General features: G+C 61.1%; 17 protein-coding genes, 1 tRNA gene and 1 riboswitch. Of the genes, 11 read left to right on the forward strand and 7 right to left on the reverse strand.

What is annotated here, in order from left to right:
* Positions 1-65: 65 nt before the first annotated feature.
* The 4 genes from HMPREF2527_RS09355 to HMPREF2527_RS09370 form a co-directional block, all read right to left on the reverse strand.
* Positions 66-968, reverse strand: coding sequence for an aminotransferase class IV (locus tag HMPREF2527_RS09355; protein WP_005509006.1), 903 nt, complete (start codon positions 966-968; stop codon positions 66-68).
* Between the two features lie 386 nt (positions 969-1,354).
* Positions 1,355-2,152, reverse strand: coding sequence for an energy-coupling factor transporter transmembrane component T family protein (locus HMPREF2527_RS09360; RefSeq protein WP_070507958.1), 798 nt, complete (start codon positions 2,150-2,152; stop codon positions 1,355-1,357).
* Entirely contained in the window at positions 2,149-3,807 is a 1,659-nt protein-coding gene (locus tag HMPREF2527_RS09365) for an ABC transporter ATP-binding protein (protein WP_070507961.1), read from the reverse strand. The genes HMPREF2527_RS09360 and HMPREF2527_RS09365 overlap by 4 nt, the downstream gene beginning before the upstream one ends.
* Positions 3,808-3,881: 74 nt before the next feature.
* Positions 3,882-4,526 carry an ECF transporter S component gene (locus HMPREF2527_RS09370; protein ID WP_049352191.1) on the reverse strand — a complete coding sequence of 215 codons (645 nt, stop codon included), beginning with the start codon at positions 4,524-4,526 and terminating at the stop codon, positions 3,882-3,884.
* A gap of 58 nt (positions 4,527-4,584) precedes the next feature.
* A riboswitch (TPP riboswitch) is annotated at positions 4,585-4,685 on the reverse strand.
* A 266-nt stretch (positions 4,686-4,951) separates the two neighbouring features.
* Here HMPREF2527_RS09370 and HMPREF2527_RS09375 point away from each other — a divergent pair.
* Entirely contained in the window at positions 4,952-5,185 is a 234-nt protein-coding gene (locus HMPREF2527_RS09375) for a DUF4235 domain-containing protein (RefSeq protein WP_049338540.1), read from the forward strand.
* Between the two features lie 160 nt (positions 5,186-5,345).
* The gene (locus HMPREF2527_RS09380; protein ID WP_049338539.1) at positions 5,346-6,770 is read left to right on the forward strand and encodes an MFS transporter; all 1,425 of its coding nucleotides are present in this window, start codon (positions 5,346-5,348) and stop codon (positions 6,768-6,770) included.
* Between the two features lie 195 nt (positions 6,771-6,965).
* Here the strand turns inward: HMPREF2527_RS09380 and HMPREF2527_RS09385 are convergent, their stop codons facing one another.
* Both HMPREF2527_RS09385 and dcd read right to left on the reverse strand, forming a co-directional pair.
* Positions 6,966-8,297: a septin family protein gene (locus tag HMPREF2527_RS09385; RefSeq protein WP_049352194.1), complete on the reverse strand. Its 1,332-nt coding sequence runs from the start codon at positions 8,295-8,297 to the stop codon at positions 6,966-6,968.
* A gap of 132 nt (positions 8,298-8,429) precedes the next feature.
* Positions 8,430-9,029, reverse strand: coding sequence for a dCTP deaminase (dcd, locus tag HMPREF2527_RS09390; RefSeq protein WP_005509013.1), 600 nt, complete (start codon positions 9,027-9,029; stop codon positions 8,430-8,432).
* A gap of 153 nt (positions 9,030-9,182) precedes the next feature.
* On the opposite strand from dcd, the gene HMPREF2527_RS09395 reads away from it, so the two are divergent.
* From HMPREF2527_RS09395 to HMPREF2527_RS09430, 8 genes are all read left to right on the forward strand, one after another.
* Positions 9,183-9,256 (forward strand) — tRNA-Gly (locus HMPREF2527_RS09395).
* 664 nt (positions 9,257-9,920) lie between these two features.
* Entirely contained in the window at positions 9,921-10,541 is a 621-nt protein-coding gene (locus HMPREF2527_RS09400; RefSeq protein WP_070507964.1) for a thiamine phosphate synthase, read from the forward strand.
* A 2-nt stretch (positions 10,542-10,543) separates the two neighbouring features.
* Positions 10,544-11,626, forward strand: coding sequence for a glycine oxidase ThiO (gene thiO, locus HMPREF2527_RS09405; RefSeq protein ID WP_070507967.1), 1,083 nt, complete (start codon positions 10,544-10,546; stop codon positions 11,624-11,626).
* Between the two features lie 48 nt (positions 11,627-11,674).
* Positions 11,675-11,872, forward strand: coding sequence for a sulfur carrier protein ThiS (gene thiS / locus HMPREF2527_RS09410; RefSeq protein WP_049338535.1), 198 nt, complete (start codon positions 11,675-11,677; stop codon positions 11,870-11,872).
* A 140-nt stretch (positions 11,873-12,012) separates the two neighbouring features.
* On the forward strand, positions 12,013-12,783 hold the full coding sequence (locus HMPREF2527_RS09415; RefSeq protein ID WP_005509016.1) for a thiazole synthase: 771 nt from the start codon (positions 12,013-12,015) through the stop codon (positions 12,781-12,783).
* The gene (locus HMPREF2527_RS09420) at positions 12,774-13,829 is read left to right on the forward strand and encodes a ThiF family adenylyltransferase (protein ID WP_070507970.1); all 1,056 of its coding nucleotides are present in this window, start codon (positions 12,774-12,776) and stop codon (positions 13,827-13,829) included. The genes HMPREF2527_RS09415 and HMPREF2527_RS09420 overlap by 10 nt, the downstream gene beginning before the upstream one ends.
* Positions 13,830-14,156: 327 nt before the next feature.
* Positions 14,157-15,269, forward strand: a complete 1,113-nt coding sequence (locus HMPREF2527_RS09425) for a MauE/DoxX family redox-associated membrane protein (RefSeq protein WP_070507974.1) — start codon at positions 14,157-14,159, stop codon at positions 15,267-15,269.
* A 187-nt stretch (positions 15,270-15,456) separates the two neighbouring features.
* A complete protein-coding gene (locus tag HMPREF2527_RS09430) occupies positions 15,457-16,122 on the forward strand; it encodes a class I SAM-dependent methyltransferase (RefSeq protein WP_070507977.1) in 666 nt (221 codons plus the stop codon).
* 140 nt (positions 16,123-16,262) lie between these two features.
* Here HMPREF2527_RS09430 and HMPREF2527_RS09435 read toward each other — a convergent pair whose 3' ends face one another.
* Complete coding sequence (locus tag HMPREF2527_RS09435) at positions 16,263-16,964, reverse strand: hypothetical protein (protein ID WP_049340542.1); 702 nt, start codon at positions 16,962-16,964, stop codon at positions 16,263-16,265.
* Between the two features lie 63 nt (positions 16,965-17,027).
* Between HMPREF2527_RS09435 and HMPREF2527_RS09440 the strand changes: the two genes are divergently transcribed.
* Positions 17,028-18,005, forward strand: coding sequence for a hypothetical protein (locus HMPREF2527_RS09440; RefSeq protein ID WP_070507980.1), 978 nt, complete (start codon positions 17,028-17,030; stop codon positions 18,003-18,005).
* The last annotated feature ends 17 nt before the right edge of the window (positions 18,006-18,022 follow it).

Raw genomic sequence — 18,022 nt, forward strand, 5'->3', positions numbered from 1 at the left:
CGTCCTCGCTTCGCTTCGGACACCCTGATGTCGCTACGGATAATACCGTCCCTTTGTGTATGCGCTTAGCTCTGCTGCGCCAGGTAGTTCAACAGGGTCGCGGTTAGCTCCGGGTCATGCGCCAGTGCCGTGCCGTTCAGGTGGGTCACCGGCGCAATCAGACGCACCGACGAGGCCAGCCACACGCCGTCCGACTCAAACAAATCCTGCGGGTAGAGCGGCCCGAAGCCCAGCTCCCAACCGGCCTGGCGTGCCGCCTCGAACACCGCGCCCTGCGTGGTGCCGGGCAGGATGCCGTGGCTCGGCTCAGGCGTGTACAGCACCTTCTTGCCGTCCTCAATCTTGGCAACCAGCACCGAGGAGGTGGCACCCTCCAGCACACGACGCTCGTCGGTGATGAAGATAGCGTCATCCGCGCCGCGCTCCTGCACGTACCGCAGGACCGCCATGTTCACCGCGTAGGAGAGGGTCTTCGCACCCGCCAGCAGCCACGGGTAGGCGCTGTTGTCCATCGGCTCGTGGCCGCGCGGCAGCAGCATCGCCTTCACGCCCTCGGTGCGGCGCTTCACGATCGAGGCGGGCACCGGCGACGCCATAATCAGCGTGTACGGGCCCGGCTGCATGGAAGTCACCGCCTGGGTGGGGCCGCGCGAAATAATGATCTTCACGATGTGCTCTTCGCCCAGCGCAGTCTCGGCACCGGCGGTCGCCTCACGCATGAGGCGCTCCACCGCCGAACGCAGAATCTCGGGTTCCGGGTCGGGCAAATCCAGCATGCGCGCCGACGACTCGAGGCGGGACAGGTGCATGCCGAGCTTACGCACGCGACGGTTGACGGACAGCATAGTCTCGAAGACGCCGTCGCCGCGGGTGAAGCCCTGGTCATCAACGCTGATGAGGGGCACGGACGGGTCAACGAAGATGCCCTGCGGGTTCTGCTCGTTCAGAAGAATTACGGTACTAGACATAGTTTTATTGTACGTTCGCTGCCGAACCGTAGGCAGGAGGTGTGTGTACCTTCCTGAAGCGGTTCGAAGGGTGCCGCGTTTTCCGGAAGCGCCCTCAGGGTGTCACACGGACGCTCTCCGCAGCGGAGCAAGGAGAGGGCGGAGCGTCCGGGTGACGGGTGCCCCTGCGTTAGGCGCGGAGGAAATATGCGGCACCCGTCTCCCCTGTAGGAGCGAAGGAAGAGTACGGGCGCCTCCGTATCCCAGCGCGGGAGGACGGTATCGCCCGTAGTGACATCAGGGTGCCCGAAGCGAAGCGAGGGCGGGTTCCCCTGTAGGAACGAGGACGAATACCGTCTCCCCAGCAGAACCACGAAAGCAGAACCGCAAGCTACTGTCCGAAAGAACTAGCCCCAGAGGAACTGGATCGTACCCGCCGCAATAGATACACCGTACGCAACAGCGATAATGACGGCGGCAGCAATGCTCACGTGCACATCACGCGGCGAATAGGAAGGCACACGAGCCCAGGTGCGTTCACCCGCACCGAAGCCGCGCGCCTCCATGGTGATGGCGAGGCGGGAGCCGCGGCGGATAGCCTGCACGAGCAGGGCGAAGCTTTGCCCGCCGAAGGTTTGGGCGCGTCCGGCGAGGGATTGGCCTGCACCGAGTCCGCGGGCGCGTCGTGCCTGGCCGAGGGCGTTCCATTCGGCGAAGAGGATGCCGACGAGGCGCAGGGCGGCGACGGTGGCGAGCACGAACCGGGAGGGTAGCTTGAAGGTTTGTGCGAGGGAGTCGCCCAGGTCGGTCGGGTCGGTGGTGAGTACGAATGCGAGGGTGGGTAGGACCATGGCGAGGGAGCGGATCATCATGGCTGCGCCGACGGCGGCGGAGTCGGTGGTGATGCTGTTGAAGCCGAGGTCGAGGATGGTGGTGCCGCTTTTGGCGCTGAGCATGGCGACGGACCAGCCGGTGGTGATGACGGCGATGAGGATGGGCCAGAATCGGGCGAGGACGTTGACGGGCCGGAACCCGACGAGGATGAACCCGAGCAGTTCGAGGGCGAAGAGGATTCCGGAGGTCAGTGGGTCGCGCACGATGAGTGCGGCGATGATGAGGGCGAAGGAGACGATGAGCTTGACGCCGGCGTTGAGGCTACTGAAGTAGCTGGTTCGGTCGATGGTGCCGAAGAAGTCGGTGTTCATTCGTTCTCCTTTCCGGAGGCTGCCTGGGGCCCGGAGGGTTCGGAAGCTCCGAGCGCCTCGAGGGTGATGGATTTGCCGCCGAGCGCCGCGGTGTAGTCTTCGTCGTGGGTGATGGAGATGACGGCGGTCCCGTCGGCAAGGAGTTCGCGGATGAGGTCGACGAGCTCGGCCCAGGTGCGGGCGTCCTGCCCGAAGGTGGGCTCATCGAGAATGAGTATTCTCGGTGCGGTGGCGAGCGCGGAGGCGACCGAGAGTCGTCGTTTTTCGCCGCCGGAGAGGGTAAAGGGGTTGGCGTCGAGCAGGTGGTTGAGGCGCAGGCGGGCCGCCAGGTCGTCGGTGCGTGCGGCGAGCTCGTCTTCGTCGAGGGGAACGCGGTTGAGCGCGGCGAGTCGGCGGGGGCCGAGCTCGAGTTCTTCGCGTACGGTTCCGCGGATGAACTGGTATTCGGGTTCTTGGAAGACGTAGCCGATGCGGCTGAGCATTTGGGCGGTGGTCCAGGTGGGCACGTCCCAGTGGGCGCGCTGGCCGTTCTGACCGTTCTGACCGGCACCGTGGTCGCGGAGCGTGTCGGTGGCGGCGAGGGCGCCGTCGGGGGCGGTGAGCAGACCCGCGAGGGTGAGCGCGAGGGTTGATTTGCCGGCGCCGTTGGGGCCGAGCACGCTGAGGTGTTCGCCGGCGTGCAGGGTGAGGTTGATGCCGGCGCGCAGCACGGGCAGGTCGACGGGTACGGGTGCGGGGGTGTCGCCGAGGCGTTTGATGGTGCGTCGGCGGGCGCGTCGCTGCTTGGGGGTGGGTTGCGCGCGGGTAATGCTGAGGTTTTCGGCGCGGAGAAGCACCTCGCCGGTTGCAGTATCGCCGCCCGCCGTCTCGCCGATAGCGTTCTGCGGTGCACGCGGCACGTAGTTGGGTACCCACACGCCTGCGTCGATGAGTTCTTGGCGGGCTTCGGTGAGTACGGTGTCGGGTGCGCCGTCGTGGGTGATGGTGCCGCCTTCGCCGAGCACGATAATGCGGTCCATGTGCGGTGCCCAGATGCTCACGCGGTGTTCTACGACGAGCAGGGTTGCACCGGTCGCCTCCGTAGCGGTGAGGATGCTGTCGCGTACTTCCTGCACGCCGGAGGGGTCGAGGTTGGCGGTGGGTTCGTCGAGAATCATGGCGCCGGGGTGCATCGAGAGGATGCCCGCCAGGCCGAGGCGCTGCTTCTGACCGCCGGACAGCGCACTGCTGGGGTGGTCGAGGGCAAGGTGGTTGAGCCCTACGGCGGTGAGGGCTTCGGTGACGCGTCCCCAGATTTCTTCGCGGGGTACGCGCAGGTTTTCGGGGCCGAAGGCTACGTCGTTGCCGACGGTTGCCATGACGATGGAGGATTCGGGGTCCTGCTGCATCATGCCTGCGGTGCCGCGCGCTTCGGCGGGGGCTTGCCCGTTGATGGTGATGGTGCCGCCGGCGGATTCGCCGTCGTCATCGTGGAGCACACCGGCGATGGCGTGCAGGAGCGTCGATTTGCCGGCGCCGGAGGTGCCCAGTAGCAGGACTTTTTCACCGGGGTTGATGGTGAGGTTGAGTCCGCTGATGACGGGTTCTGGGCGTCCGGGGTGGTGCCAGCTGAAGTTGTTGAGCTCGATGCGCGCCCCGCGCGGTGTTGCTTCCATGATGGTTCCTTAGCCTTTTGTGTGGCTGCTGTTGTGTGCCGAGTGGTGACTAGTTGGTGGCTAGTTGCTGGTGGTTAGCGGCGGGTCTTGCCGGATGCCAGCGAGGAGAGCACACCGGTCTTGGCGAGGTTCTGCACGAGAATCCATGCGAGGAAGCCTGCGATGACTGCGCCGGAGATGACGGAGCATGCTACGTAGATGATTGCCTTGACCGGTTCCATGTCGGGGTAGTAGATGAAGATTTCGTTACCGCCCATGAACAGACCGCAGAGTGCGCCGGCGAAGACCGCTACGAATGCGTCCCAGCGACGGTAGCGGAAGATTGCGAAGGCGATTTCAGCGCCGACGCCCTGGAAGAAGCCTGCGATCAGGATTTCGCCGCTCCACGCGCCGCCGGTGAAGAGTACGGAGATGAATGCTGCGACGATTTCGCAGAAGAGTGCTGCACCGGGCTTGCGGATGAGCAGGCCGCCGAGGGTGCCGCCGAGCAGCCACGCGCCGCCGATGATGGGGCGGAATTCGGGTGCTGCTACGAGTGCGGTTTTGGTGGCGGGGCTAACTGCGATGTCCCAGATCCAGAAGATGACGGCGCAGGCTACTGCGATAACTGCGGCGATGACGATTTCGTTGACTCGCCAGCGCAGGTTCGGCTTCTTCGCTTCTGCCTGTGCGGGTGCCTGAGTAGATGCCTGGGAGGCGGGGTTTACGTTCTGCGACATTGGTGGTCCTTCCGTCGTTGGAAGGGGAATGTCCTCGCCCTCTGTGTGGACGAGGGCATTGAGAAGAAATTCGACTCCCTACGCCGGTACTAACCGGATCAGGTTCGAGGGTCTGCTTAGCACTCTCAGCGCCTCGGTGGCGCTCCCCTGTCGTGTGGGGTTCCTTGTCCGTACCGTTGTGGTGCGGGTGGGAACCCAGGTTCGATTGTAGGCTTGTCTGGCTGTTCGTGCCAATTTGCCGCTTTTTGTTTCGTTCTTCTGCCCACATTACAGAATTGCACGGTGTACAATTTTGGGACGGAGAGGCTCCAAGGCGGCACGAACGCCTTAAACCCTATACGCTAGGGAGTGGCGCTCTTTTCTCACCCAACCCCGAAGGGGTTCACGGGCAGGACGCCGCATCGTATACAGCTAAGGAGATACATATGAACCCCGTCGCTAAGCTTGCTATTGCGGGTATCAACATGGGCGCTGCTGCCCTGGTTGGTAAGGGCCTGGGCGCAGCCTGGACCAAGGCTACCGGTAACCAGCCTCCCGCCATTTCCCACGAGTCTGAAGACACCCTGCGTCAGGTCATCCTCTGGACCGTTCTGACCTCCGTCGCCGGTGCTGTGGTGAGCTTCGGTATTGCTCGCCTGCAGCGTCGTTTCTTCAACTAAGACTTTGCGCTTTCCGCGCGAAAGTTCATGAACTAGGCGGTACGTATCTTTGCTCGGTACGTACCGCCTGGTGTTCCATCTTCAGCACGCCCGCCCTACTTCAGCCGGTTTCATGCCGCCGCTACGCTGAAGCGCCACCTCGGCATCCGAAAGCACAACTATGACTATTTCTTCTCCCCGCCGTAAGACGAAGGCTCAGCGTAGGGTCGTTGACCACGCGAACAGCCGCCGTTCGGTCGCGTCCTGGGTCATGTGGGATGTTGGTTCCTCGAGCTTCGACTCGATTATGACGACCTTCATCTTCACCGTGTACCTGACCAGCAGCTACTTCGGTACGCCCGAAGAGACCTCTTCGGCGCTATCACTGGGCCTGACCATCGCCGGTTTCCTCATTGCGATTCTGGCGCCGGTCACCGGCCAGCGTAACGACAAGTCCGGCAAGGGCATCTTCTGGCTCGGCGTGAACACCATGCTGCTAGTCGGCTCGATGGCGGCGTGCTTCTTCGTGGGCCCCACCCCGCAGTACCTGTGGCTGGGTGTCGCCCTGATTTCTGCGGCGAGCGTGTTCAGCGAGTTCGCGTACGTGAACTATAACGCCGTGCTACCGCGCATCTCCCACCCGGAGAATATCGGTAAGATTTCGGGCGCCGGATGGGCTGCCGGCTACATTGGCGGCATCCTGGCGCTGGCTGTGGTGCTGTGGGGTTTTGTGCTTACCCCCGAAGTGCTCGGCCTGACCACCGATAACGCCCTGAATATCCGTGCGGTCGCACTGTTCGCCGCCGCCTGGTGCCTCATCTTCTGTGTGCCGCTGCTGGTGCGTATGCGCACCCGCGAGCGCTTCCTGCCGGAGGTGCTGCCCACCCGCGAGCTGCGTTTCCTGGAGCTCGGTATGGAGCGTCTCTCCCCGGCTCGTCAGGGCGGTCTGCTCGCCTCCTACAAGGCGCTGTGGCGCACCATTAAGCGGCTGAAGATGACGTCCCCGCAGACGCTGTGGTTCCTGATTGCTTCGGCGGTGTTCCGTGATGGTCTGTCCGGTATTTTTACGTTCGGCGGTATTCTTGCGGCGGGCACGTTCGGTTTCAGCACTTCCGAGGTGATCCTGTTCGGTATTGCCGGTAGCGCTGTCGCGGCGGTTGGCGCGATCCTGGGTGGCTACCTGGATGATTACCTGGGCCCGAAGGCGATTATTGTTATCTCGCTGGTCGGCATTATTTTGGCGGCTACCCCGCTGCTGTTCTTCCCTCAGCCTGGCGTGTTCTGGGTATGCGCCCTGCTGCTGTGCCTGTTCGTGGGTCCGGCGCAGTCGGCGTCCCGCACCTTCCTGGCTCGCCTGGCGGATCCCGGTACTGAGGGTGAGCTGTTCGGTCTGTACTCGACCACCGGCCGTGCCACCAGCTTCCTGGCGCCGATGCTGTTCGGTCTGTGCGTGAGCATCATGGGCGCCCAGATTTGGGGTGTGCTCGGTATTCTGATCGTTGTGGTGGCGGGTCTGCTCCTGTTGCTGCCGGTGAAGGCGCCCGGTCCGTTGCGTATGCGTGCGGCTCGCCGCGAGCAGAAGCGCCGCGACAAGGCTGCCCAGTAAGGCAACCCAGTAAAGCATGCGGGGCTAAGCGTCCTGCAAACCGCCCTTGCGAACCCCCGCGCAAACCCGTAAACGCAAAGGGAGGGGCGGGTAGAAGAATGATCTTCTACCCGCCCCTCCTTTGTGCTTAAGCAGTGCTTATCAAGCGGAGCTCAGTAAGCCGCGCCAGAGAGCTATACCAGAGAACCGCAGTGGCTAGTCCTCCACCACGTCATCCTCATCATCAGAGACAGCGTCCTCAGAGGAATCCAGCGCAATCTGCTGCTCTTCCTCATCCAGAACCTCATCACTGGTCATCTGAGCCCAGGTTGCGTCATCAATCAGCGGATCATCAATCACACGAACCCACAGCATCGAACCAGCCGCCAGAGCACTCAAATTCTCGTCATACGCCTCCGCAGGCAGACCCTCAAAGATCTCAGCCAGACGCGCAAACAGGTCATCGTACGAAATGTCGCCCTCAGCCTGCAGCCAGCACTCCGCCGCAAAATCAGACAGCTCATTCAGCTCAGTGTCGCACAGCAGCAAGAACGGGCCGTCCTCACCCACACGCACACCCGAAGTACCCGGCATACGAGACACCGCAATCGTACCGTTCAAGAACACACCCGGCAGGTGATCCTCAACCGTGTACTTCTCCAGCTTCTCAACCTCATCAGCATTCGGCAGCTCACCACCATTCAGCAGATCCTGAACCAGCGGCAAAGTATCCTCAACCTCCGAGTACACCAGGCGCCACACGCCACCGCAACGCTCCACCAGCTTAGCCAGCGACACAACACCCTCAGGGTGACGCGCCAGACCCGAACTCTGCTCACTCAAGAACACCAGAGCCTCATGCAGCGGAACACGCTCAAAATACGGCTCAGAAGCCGACTCATCACGAGAAATGAACACAATACGCGACAGCTCATAGCTGAGGTCATCACGATCAACCACGTTCAGGCACAGGTCCACCGGGTTCTGCTGATCCTTCGGCGCATTCGGGTCAACAATCACAGACAGCGGCTTCGGATACGGCGACACAACACCCTCATCCGAAATAATCGCAGTCTCATCAGTCAGGTACGCAAACTTCGAACCCAAGAAACGCGACGCAGTCGTCTTACCGCTACCAGAAACACCCACCAGCGCCACAGCGCGCTTCGACTCAGGGTCACCAATAACAGCCGCATGCAGCATCACACCGCGACCAACCAGCTGCTCAATCATCGCCAACGTAATACGGCTCGTCAGATCCTGCATACCCGAATCATCATCAGCCACACGCAGCGTCGAAACCTTATCAAACGAACCCATCAACGGATTCGCCAAATCCATCACCGACTCATCAGTCGGCGCATGAACCAACATCACCTGATCAAAACGAGACAACGAAGCATACGCCTCATCAGGAGTATCAAAAAACTCCGGAGCAAGAGGCTCCCACGCCTTCTTAAAACGCTCCACAAAAGAGTCCGACATATCAATCAGATACAAAGAAACTTCCGCGCCAGCAACACGCAGAACAACAGGCTTCAGATTCATCAAAAAATCCTTAGAGAGTGAGAGATAAAAACCCGCACGCGAGTGAACGCACGAGCACAACAGGCGAAAAAACCGCCCAACGCGGGCGCACAAACACACAGCCTGCACGCCCGCACCCCAAAGCGGGAAAGACTAAGACTCCACAGAACCGTCCGCAGGAATCATCGTCTGATGAAAATTCAAATAACTACGCGAAGCAGTCGGGCCACGCTGACCCTGGTAACGGTTACCATACGCACCAGAACCATACGGATGCTCAGTCGGGCTACTCAAACGGAAGAAGCACAACTGGCCCACCTTCGAGCCCGGCCACAACATAATCGGCAAAGTCGCCATATTCGACAACTCAAGCGTCACATGACCAGAAAAACCAGGGTCAATAAAACCAGCCGTAGAGTGAGTCAGAAGACCCAAACGACCCAGCGACGACTTACCCTCCAGGCGGGCAGCCACATCATCAGGCAGAGTCACCTTCTCATACGTAGAGCCCAACACAAACTCACCCGGATGCAGAATAAACGGCTCATCAGGAGCCACCTCCACCAGGCGCGTCAAATCCTCCTGCGGCTGAGCAGGATCAATATGCGGGTACTTATGGTTATCGAACAGACGGAAGAAACGATCAATCCTCACGTCCACACTTGCAGGCTGAATCATCGACTCATCGAACGGATCAAGAACGATGCGCCCATCAGCAATCTCTTGACGAATATCGCGATCTGAAATAAGCACGTTTAAAGGATACCTGGCAAACACCACCCACGTGCAGGCATCCACCAGCCCCAGCACACAGGCCTACATCACATTTCAACCCCTGCGCCCGGCACACAAACAGCCGCAACACATTTCGCCCTCGACAAGCAGGCGCGATACACTGAAAAAGATGCGGCTGTAGCTCAATGGTAGAGCGCACGCTTCCCAAGCCTGATACGCGGGTTCGATTCCCGTCAGCCGCTCCACAAGCCCCGGACCTTATGGTTTGGGGCTTTATTTTTTAGGTTGGATGCGGTGGTTGGGCTCGGTTGGACGGGTCGAGGCGGTATGTTCCTTGCTCCTGCAGGGAACCCGTCCTCGCTTCGCTTCGGACACCCTGATGTCGCGACGGAACATACCGGCCTCTCCCCTACTAACTCTCTCCCCTTCTCCGGGCAGGTGGAGTAGTGGGTGCGGCTGCGCGGCTGGGAACGAACCGCGGGCGCTCGGTTTGGGAAGAGTGTGCGCGGAGGCGGGGTGGGGAATACTCGGGTGAGGTACCGCAGACAGCTCACCGGGAAACGGGATAGGTATTTGGGTGAGGTGGTGGCTCAGCTTAGGAGGTCAGGGTGCCTACCAGCGGGCTCAGCGCGAAAGGGCTTGCCGCAACTGCGCGAGCGCGGTGCCGCTATACCTTCCTGCAGCGACATCAGGGTGCCCGAGCTCTGCGAGGGCGGGTCCCCTGCAGGAGCGAAGGAAGTGTATAGCGCGCCAGCCTATCCCCTACACAAGCGAGGAACACACCCCGCAAGCCACCCCAAAACACTTGAAGAATGTTCAACTCACCCCACAGCTGTGCTAACCTAACCACAGAAATTCAATGAGAGATTTTCTCACAAACAGCTACTCGACGAGGAATCGTAGACCCGCATGACCCGCGAAACGCACCCCTACACCACCCCAGCACGCCCCCTCGACCTGAACCTCTACCTCGTCACAGGCGACAACCCCCTCGAAACCGTCCGGGCAGCCAAACACGCCACCTGCATCCAAGTCAGGTCCAAACCCATCAGCGCGCGCGAGCTCTACCAGCTCACCGAAGCTATCGCCGGCATCATCCAGCCGCACCAGACCCTCCTCGTCGACGACCGTGTAGACGTCGCCCTCGCGCTGCGTGCCCGCGGCGTGCGCGTTGACGGCGTGCACATCGGTCAAGACGACCTGCCCGTAGCCGACGCCCGCGCCCTCCTCGGCGCCGACGCGATCATCGGTCTGACCACCGGCACCCGGCAGCTCGTTGAAGAGTCCAACAAGATCGCGCACCTAATCGACTACATTGGCACCGGGCCGTTCCGTCCCAGCCCCACCAAGCAGTCCAACCGCCCGCCCCTCGGCATTGATGGGCTCCGCGAACTTGCCGAACTGTCCGCCGTGCCCACCGTAGCTATCGGCGACATCACCCCCGAAGACTGCCCCGCCATCCGCACCACCGGAGTTGCCGGAATCGCCATGGTCCGCGCCTTCGTCGACAACCCCGCGCTGCAGGCATAGCCATGACCATCACCATCATTGGTGGCGGAATCATTGGCCTCACCACCGCGTTTGAGCTCACCGAACGCGGCGAAAACGTGCACCTCATCGACGCCGAAACCAGCGACTACGGCACCACCGACGACGGCACGGCGCTCTACCCCGCCGCCAGCCACTACGCCGGCGGCATGCTCGCGCCCATCGCAGAAGTGCAATTCCAGCAGGACGCGCTCTTCCCGCTCATGACCGCCAGCGCCGACGCCTACCCCTCCCTCATGGAGAGGCTCAGCCGCGCCACCGACCTGCCCACCGGCTACGACACCACCGGCACGCTCATCGTCGCTGCCGACCGCGCCGACGCCGAGCACCTGCAACGCACCCGCGCCTACTACCGGGATATGAACCGCCCCGCGGACCCCGTCACCCCGACGCAGGCGCGCGCCCTCGAACCGCTCCTGGCACCGCGTATCGCCGGCGCTGTGAGCATCCCCAGTGACCATCAGCTACACCCGCGGCTCATGAGGCGCGCCCTCAAAGACGCCCTCACCCGCCGCGGCGTCACCTTCGGCACCGAACGGGTCACCGCCCCGGATGCGGGCGACATTATCTGCACTGGACTAGGGGCAACACTGCATGGGGACTACCCGCTACGCCCCGTCTACGGGGACATTCTGCGTCTGCGCGCCCCGCGGCCCATCCTCAAGCATGTGGTGCGCGGCTACGTGAACTCCCGCCCCGTCTACCTCATCCCCCGCCCTGACGGGGAGCTGTGCATTGGCGCGACCAGCCGCGAAGACCACCGCACACTACCCGCCATTGACGGCGTGCACCAGCTGCTACGTGACGCGATCCGCCTCGTGCCCGCGGTTGAAGAGTGCGAGCTTCTGGAGGCGAACGTCGGCGCGCGCCCCGGCACCCCGGACGACCTGCCCATCTTCGGGTACCGCACTCGTGCCGACGGCACCCGCCAGCTCGTGTCCACGGGCTATTTCCGCCACGGTATTCTGCTTGCCGCACTCGCCGGCAAGGTTGGTGCAGAGGTCGCCTGCGGGGCTGAGATTCCGCCCATCATGCAGGCATGCGACCCGGCACGATTCACCCACTAAACACAGTCCCCGCCGGATGCACCCGGCACCTTCACGAAAGGATTTCGCATGATCATCACCTACAACGGCGAGCCGCTAACCACCAACGCCCCCACCGTATTTGACCTTGTCATGGACCAGTTTGGTACCGAGGCGGGCGTGGCAGTAGCCCTTAACCGCAGTATTGTGCCGCGTTCCACGTGGCTGGATGTCCCGCTGAACGAGGGCGATAGGGTGGATGCCCTCACCGCCGTTCAGGGCGGCTAATCTTTCAGCCTGTACCGGAGAGATACCCACCGGCAAAAAGAACAGCCATTCTCGGTTTTCTTTCTAAACCGGGCGCACCGTAGCGCCCCGCACCAACCAGCAGACCCCGTTATTTAGACGTTCCCACAGAGGAGAACACCATGAGCCTCACACCGCTCACCATCGGCGACCGCACCTTCACCTCCCGCCTCATCATGGGCTCCGGAGGCGCAACCAGCATGGACCTGCTCGAACAGGCGCTCATCGCATCCGGTACCGAAATGACGACGGTTGCCATGCGCCGTCACGCCGCAGGCACCCCCATTTTTCCGCTTCTGCAGAAGCTCAATATTGCGCCGCTGCCCAATACCGCAGGGTGCCGCACCGCAGCTGATGCGGTGATGACCGCGATGCTCGCCCGCGAGGCGCTGGGCACTTCCTGGGTGAAGGTCGAGATCATCCATGACGAAGACACCCTGCTGCCGGACACCGTGGAGCTGTTGAACGCTTGCGAGCAGCTGGTCGCTGAGGATTTCACGGTGCTCGCGTACACCTCTGACGATCCGGTGGCTGCAGCTCGCCTGGAGGATGCGGGCGTTGCGGCGGTTATGCCGTTGGGCGCGCCGATTGGTACCGGTCTGGGCATTTTGAACCCGCACAATATTGAGCTGATTGCGTCCCGCGCGCAGGTTCCGGTGGTTCTGGATGCCGGCGTGGGTACCGCTTCGGACGCCGCCCTGGCGATGGAGCTGGGCTGTGATGCGGTGTTGTTGGCGTCGGCGGTGAATCGTGCTGAGGATCCGGTAGCAATGGCTCAGGCGATGAAGTTTGCGGTGCAGGCGGGCGCGTTGGCGCGTGAGGCTGGCCGTATTCCGGTGCGTGAGCACGCGAAAGCATCGTCGCCGTCGGAGGGTTTTGTCTCGTGGATGTAAACCTTTCCCCTACCCCGGTGAATCCGAAGCATGCGCGTCTGGATCGCGAGCGCACGGACCGTCAACGTCGCCTCCCCGGCTTTGATCAGGACGCGGTGGCGGCTGCCCGCGTGTTGGTAATTGGTGCTGGTGGTTTGGGTTGTCCGGTGGTGCAGGCGTTGGCGGCGGCTGGCGTGGGGTATCTGCATATTGTGGATTCTGATTCGGTGGAGCTGTCGAATATTCAGCGTCAGCCGCTTTTTGGTGTGCCTGATGTGGGTAAGCCGAAGGCGGAGGTTGCGGCGCGCCGTGCCCTGGAGCTGTGCCCGTCGTTGACGGTTGAAACGTCGGTTCGGCATGTGGATGCGTCCTGGATTTTGGATCTTTTCGCCGCCTCGGCACCGGATTGTGTGGTGGATTGTACGGATACGTTTGCGTCAAAGTATCTGATTGCGGATGCTGCGCAGGTTGCGGGTCTGCCGCTGGTGTGGGGCACGGTGTTGCGTTTTGGCGGGTCGGTGAGTCTTTTTGAGCCGGATGGCGCGCATTTGCGTGATATTTTTCCGACGATTCCGCAGACGGTGGAGTCGTGTGCGCTTGCCGGGGTGTTGGGTGCGACGACGGCGGTGGTGGGTTCGCTGATGGCGACGGAGGTGCTCAAGCATGTGAGCGGCCTACCGACGGCGGCGGGTACTCTGCTGACGTATGATGCCTTGTCGGGTACGTGTACGTCGTTTGGGGCGGTGCCGGATCCGGCGCGTGTGGTTCCGGTGGATTTGTCGGCGCATGAGGTCCCGCAGGTTCTGCTGGATGTGCGTGAGGCGCCCGAGCGTGAGGCGTCTATTAAGCATGAGGGTTCGATGCATATGCCGCTGTCGCAGCTGAGCGACGCTGAGGGGTCGCTGTTGCCGGCAACCGACGTGCCCGCGGAGTTGTTGAGCCTGTTTGAGTCGGTTCGTGATCAGCGTGTGGGCGTTTTCTGTGCCTCGGGTGCGCGAGCGCAGCGCTTTGTACAGGCGTACGCGGAGCTGGCGGGCGAGTACGGTGTGAGCCTCACGGCTATCTAAACGCATACAAGGCGTAGCTATCCCTTCCGGAGGCGACATCAGGGTCCCCTGTAGGCGCGGAGGAAGGGCATAGCGCGCCTAATCGTAAGGAAAGCGGTATCGTCCGTAGTGACATCAGGGTGCCCGAAGCGAAGCGAGGGCGGGTTCCCTGCAGGAACGAGGGCGCATACCGCTTTCCGCTTAACTCGTAGAGCTTAACCCGTAGAGACATTTCCCCCTGTGCAGGGCGTAAAATCGTGTATAACACGGCGGCACGTCGCACGGTTTGTTCTGCCTAAAAACTGCCACTGCCGCCTCCTGTTTTCGCACACTCACTCTAGGAGTTTTATGCTCACCGTCTCTACTGTGCCGCTTGTTTTGTGTACGGCACTTGTTGCGTTGACTTTGCTGATTAGCGGTATTGCTAAGGCGAAGGACCCGCAGAGTACCGTGACCGGTATTCAGAATCTTGGTTTGGAGAAGATCGCGCCGACCCGTGCGGTGTCGCTGATTTTGCCGTGGTTCGAGATTGCCCTGGCCGCCGTTCTGCTGCTGTCGCCGGTGCGTTTGCCTGTTGTGATTGCTTCGGGTTTGGCGTTGATTCTGATGCTGTTCTATACGGTGGTGATTGCGCGCGCACTGGCGACGGGTCGTACTGCGGGTTGTAATTGTTTTGGTTCTGAGTCGAATGCGCCGGTGAGCCGTTACACGCTGGTCCGTAATATTGCGTTGTTGTTGGCGGCGGCTGGCGCGCATGCGAGCGCGTTGAAGGGGGGCACGGGTGTTGTGTCGACTCTGCTGGGTCTGGATAATAGCGGCTGGACTTGGGTTTTTGGTGCGGCGCTGATTGCTGTGACGTTGGAGGCTGTTCGCCGCGGTGATGCTCTTGCGCAGCCGGAGCCGCAGGCTGAGGTGATTTTGCCGGAGCCGGTGTATGACGAGAACGGCGAGGAGCTGTATGTTCGTATGCCGATTCCTCATGCGGCGCTGTACCTGGAGAATGGTCGCCACACGAATTTGCGTGCGTTGGCTAAGAATCAGGCGCGTATGCTGGTGTTTGTGTCGGCGACGTGTGCTGGTTGTGTGAAGTTTTTGAAGACGATGTCTTCGTGGCAGGAGCGTCTGCCGCAGGTGGCGTTGCATCCGGTGTATTCGAGCCTGGAGTCGTTGCAGACCTCGCGTAATGCGGGTACGTTGCCTGAAGGGTTAACTCCGCTGATTGACCGTGATGCTGGTGCGCGCGCGAATTTCGGTAATGGTGTGCCGTTGGCTGTGGTTTTGGGTGCTGATGGTCTGATTGCTGGCGGCCCGGTGGCTGGTAAGGAAGAGGTTGAGGGGCTGCTTGCCGATATTGAGGCGCAGTTCGCTGAGGCTGCTCGTCTGGCTGAGGAGGAGCGTCAGGAGCAGATGCGTAAGGCGTTTGCAGCGGGTCCGTCGAATGTTGAGGGCGACCACCTCTAAACGCGTCCCTATCGTTTAGCCTCTGTAGCGTCCGTTCCCCTCCCGTAGCCCCGTCCGGCTCTTACTGCCCTTACCGGCAGACGCCGGGTGGGGCTATGCTAGTACGTAGCGCACACACCGCTTATACGCCGCGGTCACCTCGCCGGGTGGCGGCTGGCGCGTCCTCAACCCTATCAAAGGAGTTTTTATGGCAATGATGAGTTTCAACGCTCCGGGTGAGCGTGAGAAGTCCCTGTGGCTGATCCGCAAGGAAAGCAACCCGAATCACTCACAGTGGTACATTGACCGTTTTAAGGCGATGGAGGCTGAGGGTAATGATATGGCCGGTGAGTCTCGCCTAGTGAATGCGTTGGCGTCTCGTGGCGCGAAGATTCTTGATGCGGGTTCTGGCCCTGGTCGTGTGGGTAAGCAGCTGCACGCGTTGGGTCACCGTGTGACGGGTGTTGATATTGATCCTGAGCTGATTGAGGAGGCGCGCCGCGTCTGCCCGGAGGCTACGTGGATTACTGCTGATTTGGTGGATTTGCCGGAGGTGCTGGGCATTGAGGGTGACGCTACGGCGGAGAATGGTTTTGAGCTGCTGGTGTGTGCGGGTAATGTGATGGGTTTCTTGGCTCGTTCGACTCGTAAGCCGGTGGTGGAGAATTTCCGTCGCGTGTTGGCGCCGGGTGGCCGCGCTGTCGTGGGTTATGGTTCGGGTCCTGGCCGTGATTATGCGTTTGAGCAGTTCCTCGCTGATGCCCGCGAGGTTGGCCTGAACGTGGATAACACCTACTCTTCATGGCAGATGCACCCGTTTGTGGAGGGCTCTTCGGAATTTTTGGTGGCGGTTCTGTCGCGCCCGGCGAGCTAGGCTCGCATCTGAAACGAGCGCGCTAAGCGCATTTAGCTAGGCATACAAATGGCCCGGCGCCTCCCCTGTGTGGGGTGGGCGCCGGGCCATTTGTGTGTCCGGAAGAAGCGCGTCCATAAGAACTTTAAAGAATGGTTGTTCTAGTGGATCATGTAGATGTTGCGGGCGATTTCTTCGGGCAGGAAGGATGCGGCGAAGAGGATTGCCACGATGATGACGGCGAGCGCGGTCATGAGGCTGGAGCGCCAGCCGGGGTGCAGTTCGTTGAAGGTGATGAGTCCCTTGTGTTCTTTGTCCATGTTGACCACGTTGATCTGCTTGTAGATGGTGGTCTGGGGGGAGAGTTTGGAGGAGACTTCTCGCATGGTTTTGCCGTCCCAGACGCGGCCGTCGATGCGCATGAGCTGTTTGCCGTCTTTGTCGACGGCCCACATGGCGGGGAAGCTGCGGTAGCGTAGGCGACCGGCGACGGTTTTGAGTTTCTGGCCGTAGGCTTTTTTGGGGTAGAGCTTTTCGGCGTAGATGGTGTGGTCGATGTTTTCGAGGGGTACGGCGAACCAGCCGAAGGTGCGTGCGCGGAGCACGTGGGTTTTGGTGATGACGATAATGGTGGGTTTGAGAACTGAGTAGAGGTTGACACCGGCGATGGCGCCGATAAGAAGCACAAAGATGGTGTACGGCAGGGCCGGTCGCTTGTAGAAGACGAAGGCGAGCGCGGCGAGGAGCACAATGGTGCCGGGGAGTGCCGCTTCGATGCGCCTGCCGTAGGATCGCATGCGGGGGTGGAATAGTTCGTTGACTTCGCCGTATTTGGCGGGGACTTCGTGAGCGCGTTCTGCCATATACACAACTTTAGTGTGTGCGGTGCGTGAAACCTAGCGGACTACCTGCGTTACCCTGGTTCTATGCGTAATTTTTCTCCCGTGGAGCGGGTCCTGGCAATGTGGATGGTCGGTGTTGTGGTGGCGGTGTCTGTGGCTGCTGCGGCGCTGGTTATGACGAATAAGCTGGTGTATGGTCCGACTGGTCAGGTGCGGGAGTATTTTCATGCGTTGCGTACGGGTAATGGTTCGTATGCGCGTGGCCTGTTGGGTGCGCAGATCCCTGAGGGTGACGCGTCGCTGCTGGATGGGGATGCTTTGAGGCGTTCGGTGTCTTCGTTGGGTGAGGTGTCGTATGAGGTGGTGGAGACTAGCGCCGATGGTGAGCATGCGACGGTGCGTGCTTCGTATTCTTTGGGGGGTTCGCAGCAGCATACGGATTTTCGTTTGCATCGTGCGGGTACTCATTGGGGCTTTTTTGATAAGTGGGCTATTGATGAGGCGTCTTTGCCGTCGGTGAAGGTGAATATTCAGGGTGTGGAGGCTGCGACGATTAATAACCGTAAGGTTGCGGTGGATGAGGGTGCGGCGTCGTTCCCGGTGTTTTATCCGGGTGTGTATGCGGTGTCGTATGATTCGACGGTTTATACGGCGCAGAAGGTGAATGAGGTGGTGACTGCGCAGGATGCGAATCATGCGGTGCGTATGGAGTTGAAGCCGAGTGATAATGCGTTGTCGTCGGTGAAGGAGCAGGTGCAGGATCATTTGAAGAAGTGTACGCAGCAGAGCACTCTTTATCCTGGTGGGTGCCCTTTTGAGTATGCGTTTACGGGTCGTGTGGATTCTGAGGTGAAGTGGTCGGTGGTGAAGGTTGCGGATCCGCAGGTGAGTGTGAGTTCGGCAGGTGTGTGGTCGTTGAAGCCGATGTCGGGTACGGCGAAGGTGTCGTTTACTCAGTTGGATTTGTATACGGGTGAGCGTTCGCAGGTGCAGAAGGAGATTCCGTTTACGTTGAAGGCGTCGGTGGAGGCGGATGCGAAGGCGGTCCGAGTCTCTTTCTAGACGTAGTTACTACGTAG

This window comes from Rothia sp. HMSC071B01 (assembly GCF_001808945.1).
In the GTDB taxonomy this organism is placed as follows: domain Bacteria; phylum Actinomycetota; class Actinomycetes; order Actinomycetales; family Micrococcaceae; genus Rothia.

Coding starts and splice junctions, on each gene's coding strand:
- HMPREF2527_RS09440 (WP_070507980.1), top strand. CDS start 17,028: ATGCGTAATTTTTCTCCCGTGGAGCGGGTCCTGGCAATGTGGATGGTC.
- HMPREF2527_RS09430 (WP_070507977.1), top strand. CDS start 15,457: ATGGCAATGATGAGTTTCAACGCTCCGGGTGAGCGTGAGAAGTCCCTG.
- HMPREF2527_RS09415 (WP_005509016.1), top strand. CDS start 12,013: ATGAGCCTCACACCGCTCACCATCGGCGACCGCACCTTCACCTCCCGC.
- HMPREF2527_RS09435 (WP_049340542.1), bottom strand. CDS start 16,964: ATGGCAGAACGCGCTCACGAAGTCCCCGCCAAATACGGCGAAGTCAAC.
- thiO (WP_070507967.1), top strand. CDS start 10,544: ATGACCATCACCATCATTGGTGGCGGAATCATTGGCCTCACCACCGCG.
- HMPREF2527_RS09425 (WP_070507974.1), top strand. CDS start 14,157: ATGCTCACCGTCTCTACTGTGCCGCTTGTTTTGTGTACGGCACTTGTT.
- HMPREF2527_RS09370 (WP_049352191.1), bottom strand. CDS start 4,526: ATGTCGCAGAACGTAAACCCCGCCTCCCAGGCATCTACTCAGGCACCC.
- HMPREF2527_RS09385 (WP_049352194.1), bottom strand. CDS start 8,297: ATGAATCTGAAGCCTGTTGTTCTGCGTGTTGCTGGCGCGGAAGTTTCT.
- HMPREF2527_RS09355 (WP_005509006.1), bottom strand. CDS start 968: ATGTCTAGTACCGTAATTCTTCTGAACGAGCAGAACCCGCAGGGCATC.
- HMPREF2527_RS09400 (WP_070507964.1), top strand. CDS start 9,921: ATGACCCGCGAAACGCACCCCTACACCACCCCAGCACGCCCCCTCGAC.
- thiS (WP_049338535.1), top strand. CDS start 11,675: ATGATCATCACCTACAACGGCGAGCCGCTAACCACCAACGCCCCCACC.
- HMPREF2527_RS09360 (WP_070507958.1), bottom strand. CDS start 2,152: ATGAACACCGACTTCTTCGGCACCATCGACCGAACCAGCTACTTCAGT.
- HMPREF2527_RS09375 (WP_049338540.1), top strand. CDS start 4,952: ATGAACCCCGTCGCTAAGCTTGCTATTGCGGGTATCAACATGGGCGCT.
- HMPREF2527_RS09365 (WP_070507961.1), bottom strand. CDS start 3,807: ATGGAAGCAACACCGCGCGGGGCGCGCATCGAGCTCAACAACTTCAGC.
- HMPREF2527_RS09380 (WP_049338539.1), top strand. CDS start 5,346: ATGACTATTTCTTCTCCCCGCCGTAAGACGAAGGCTCAGCGTAGGGTC.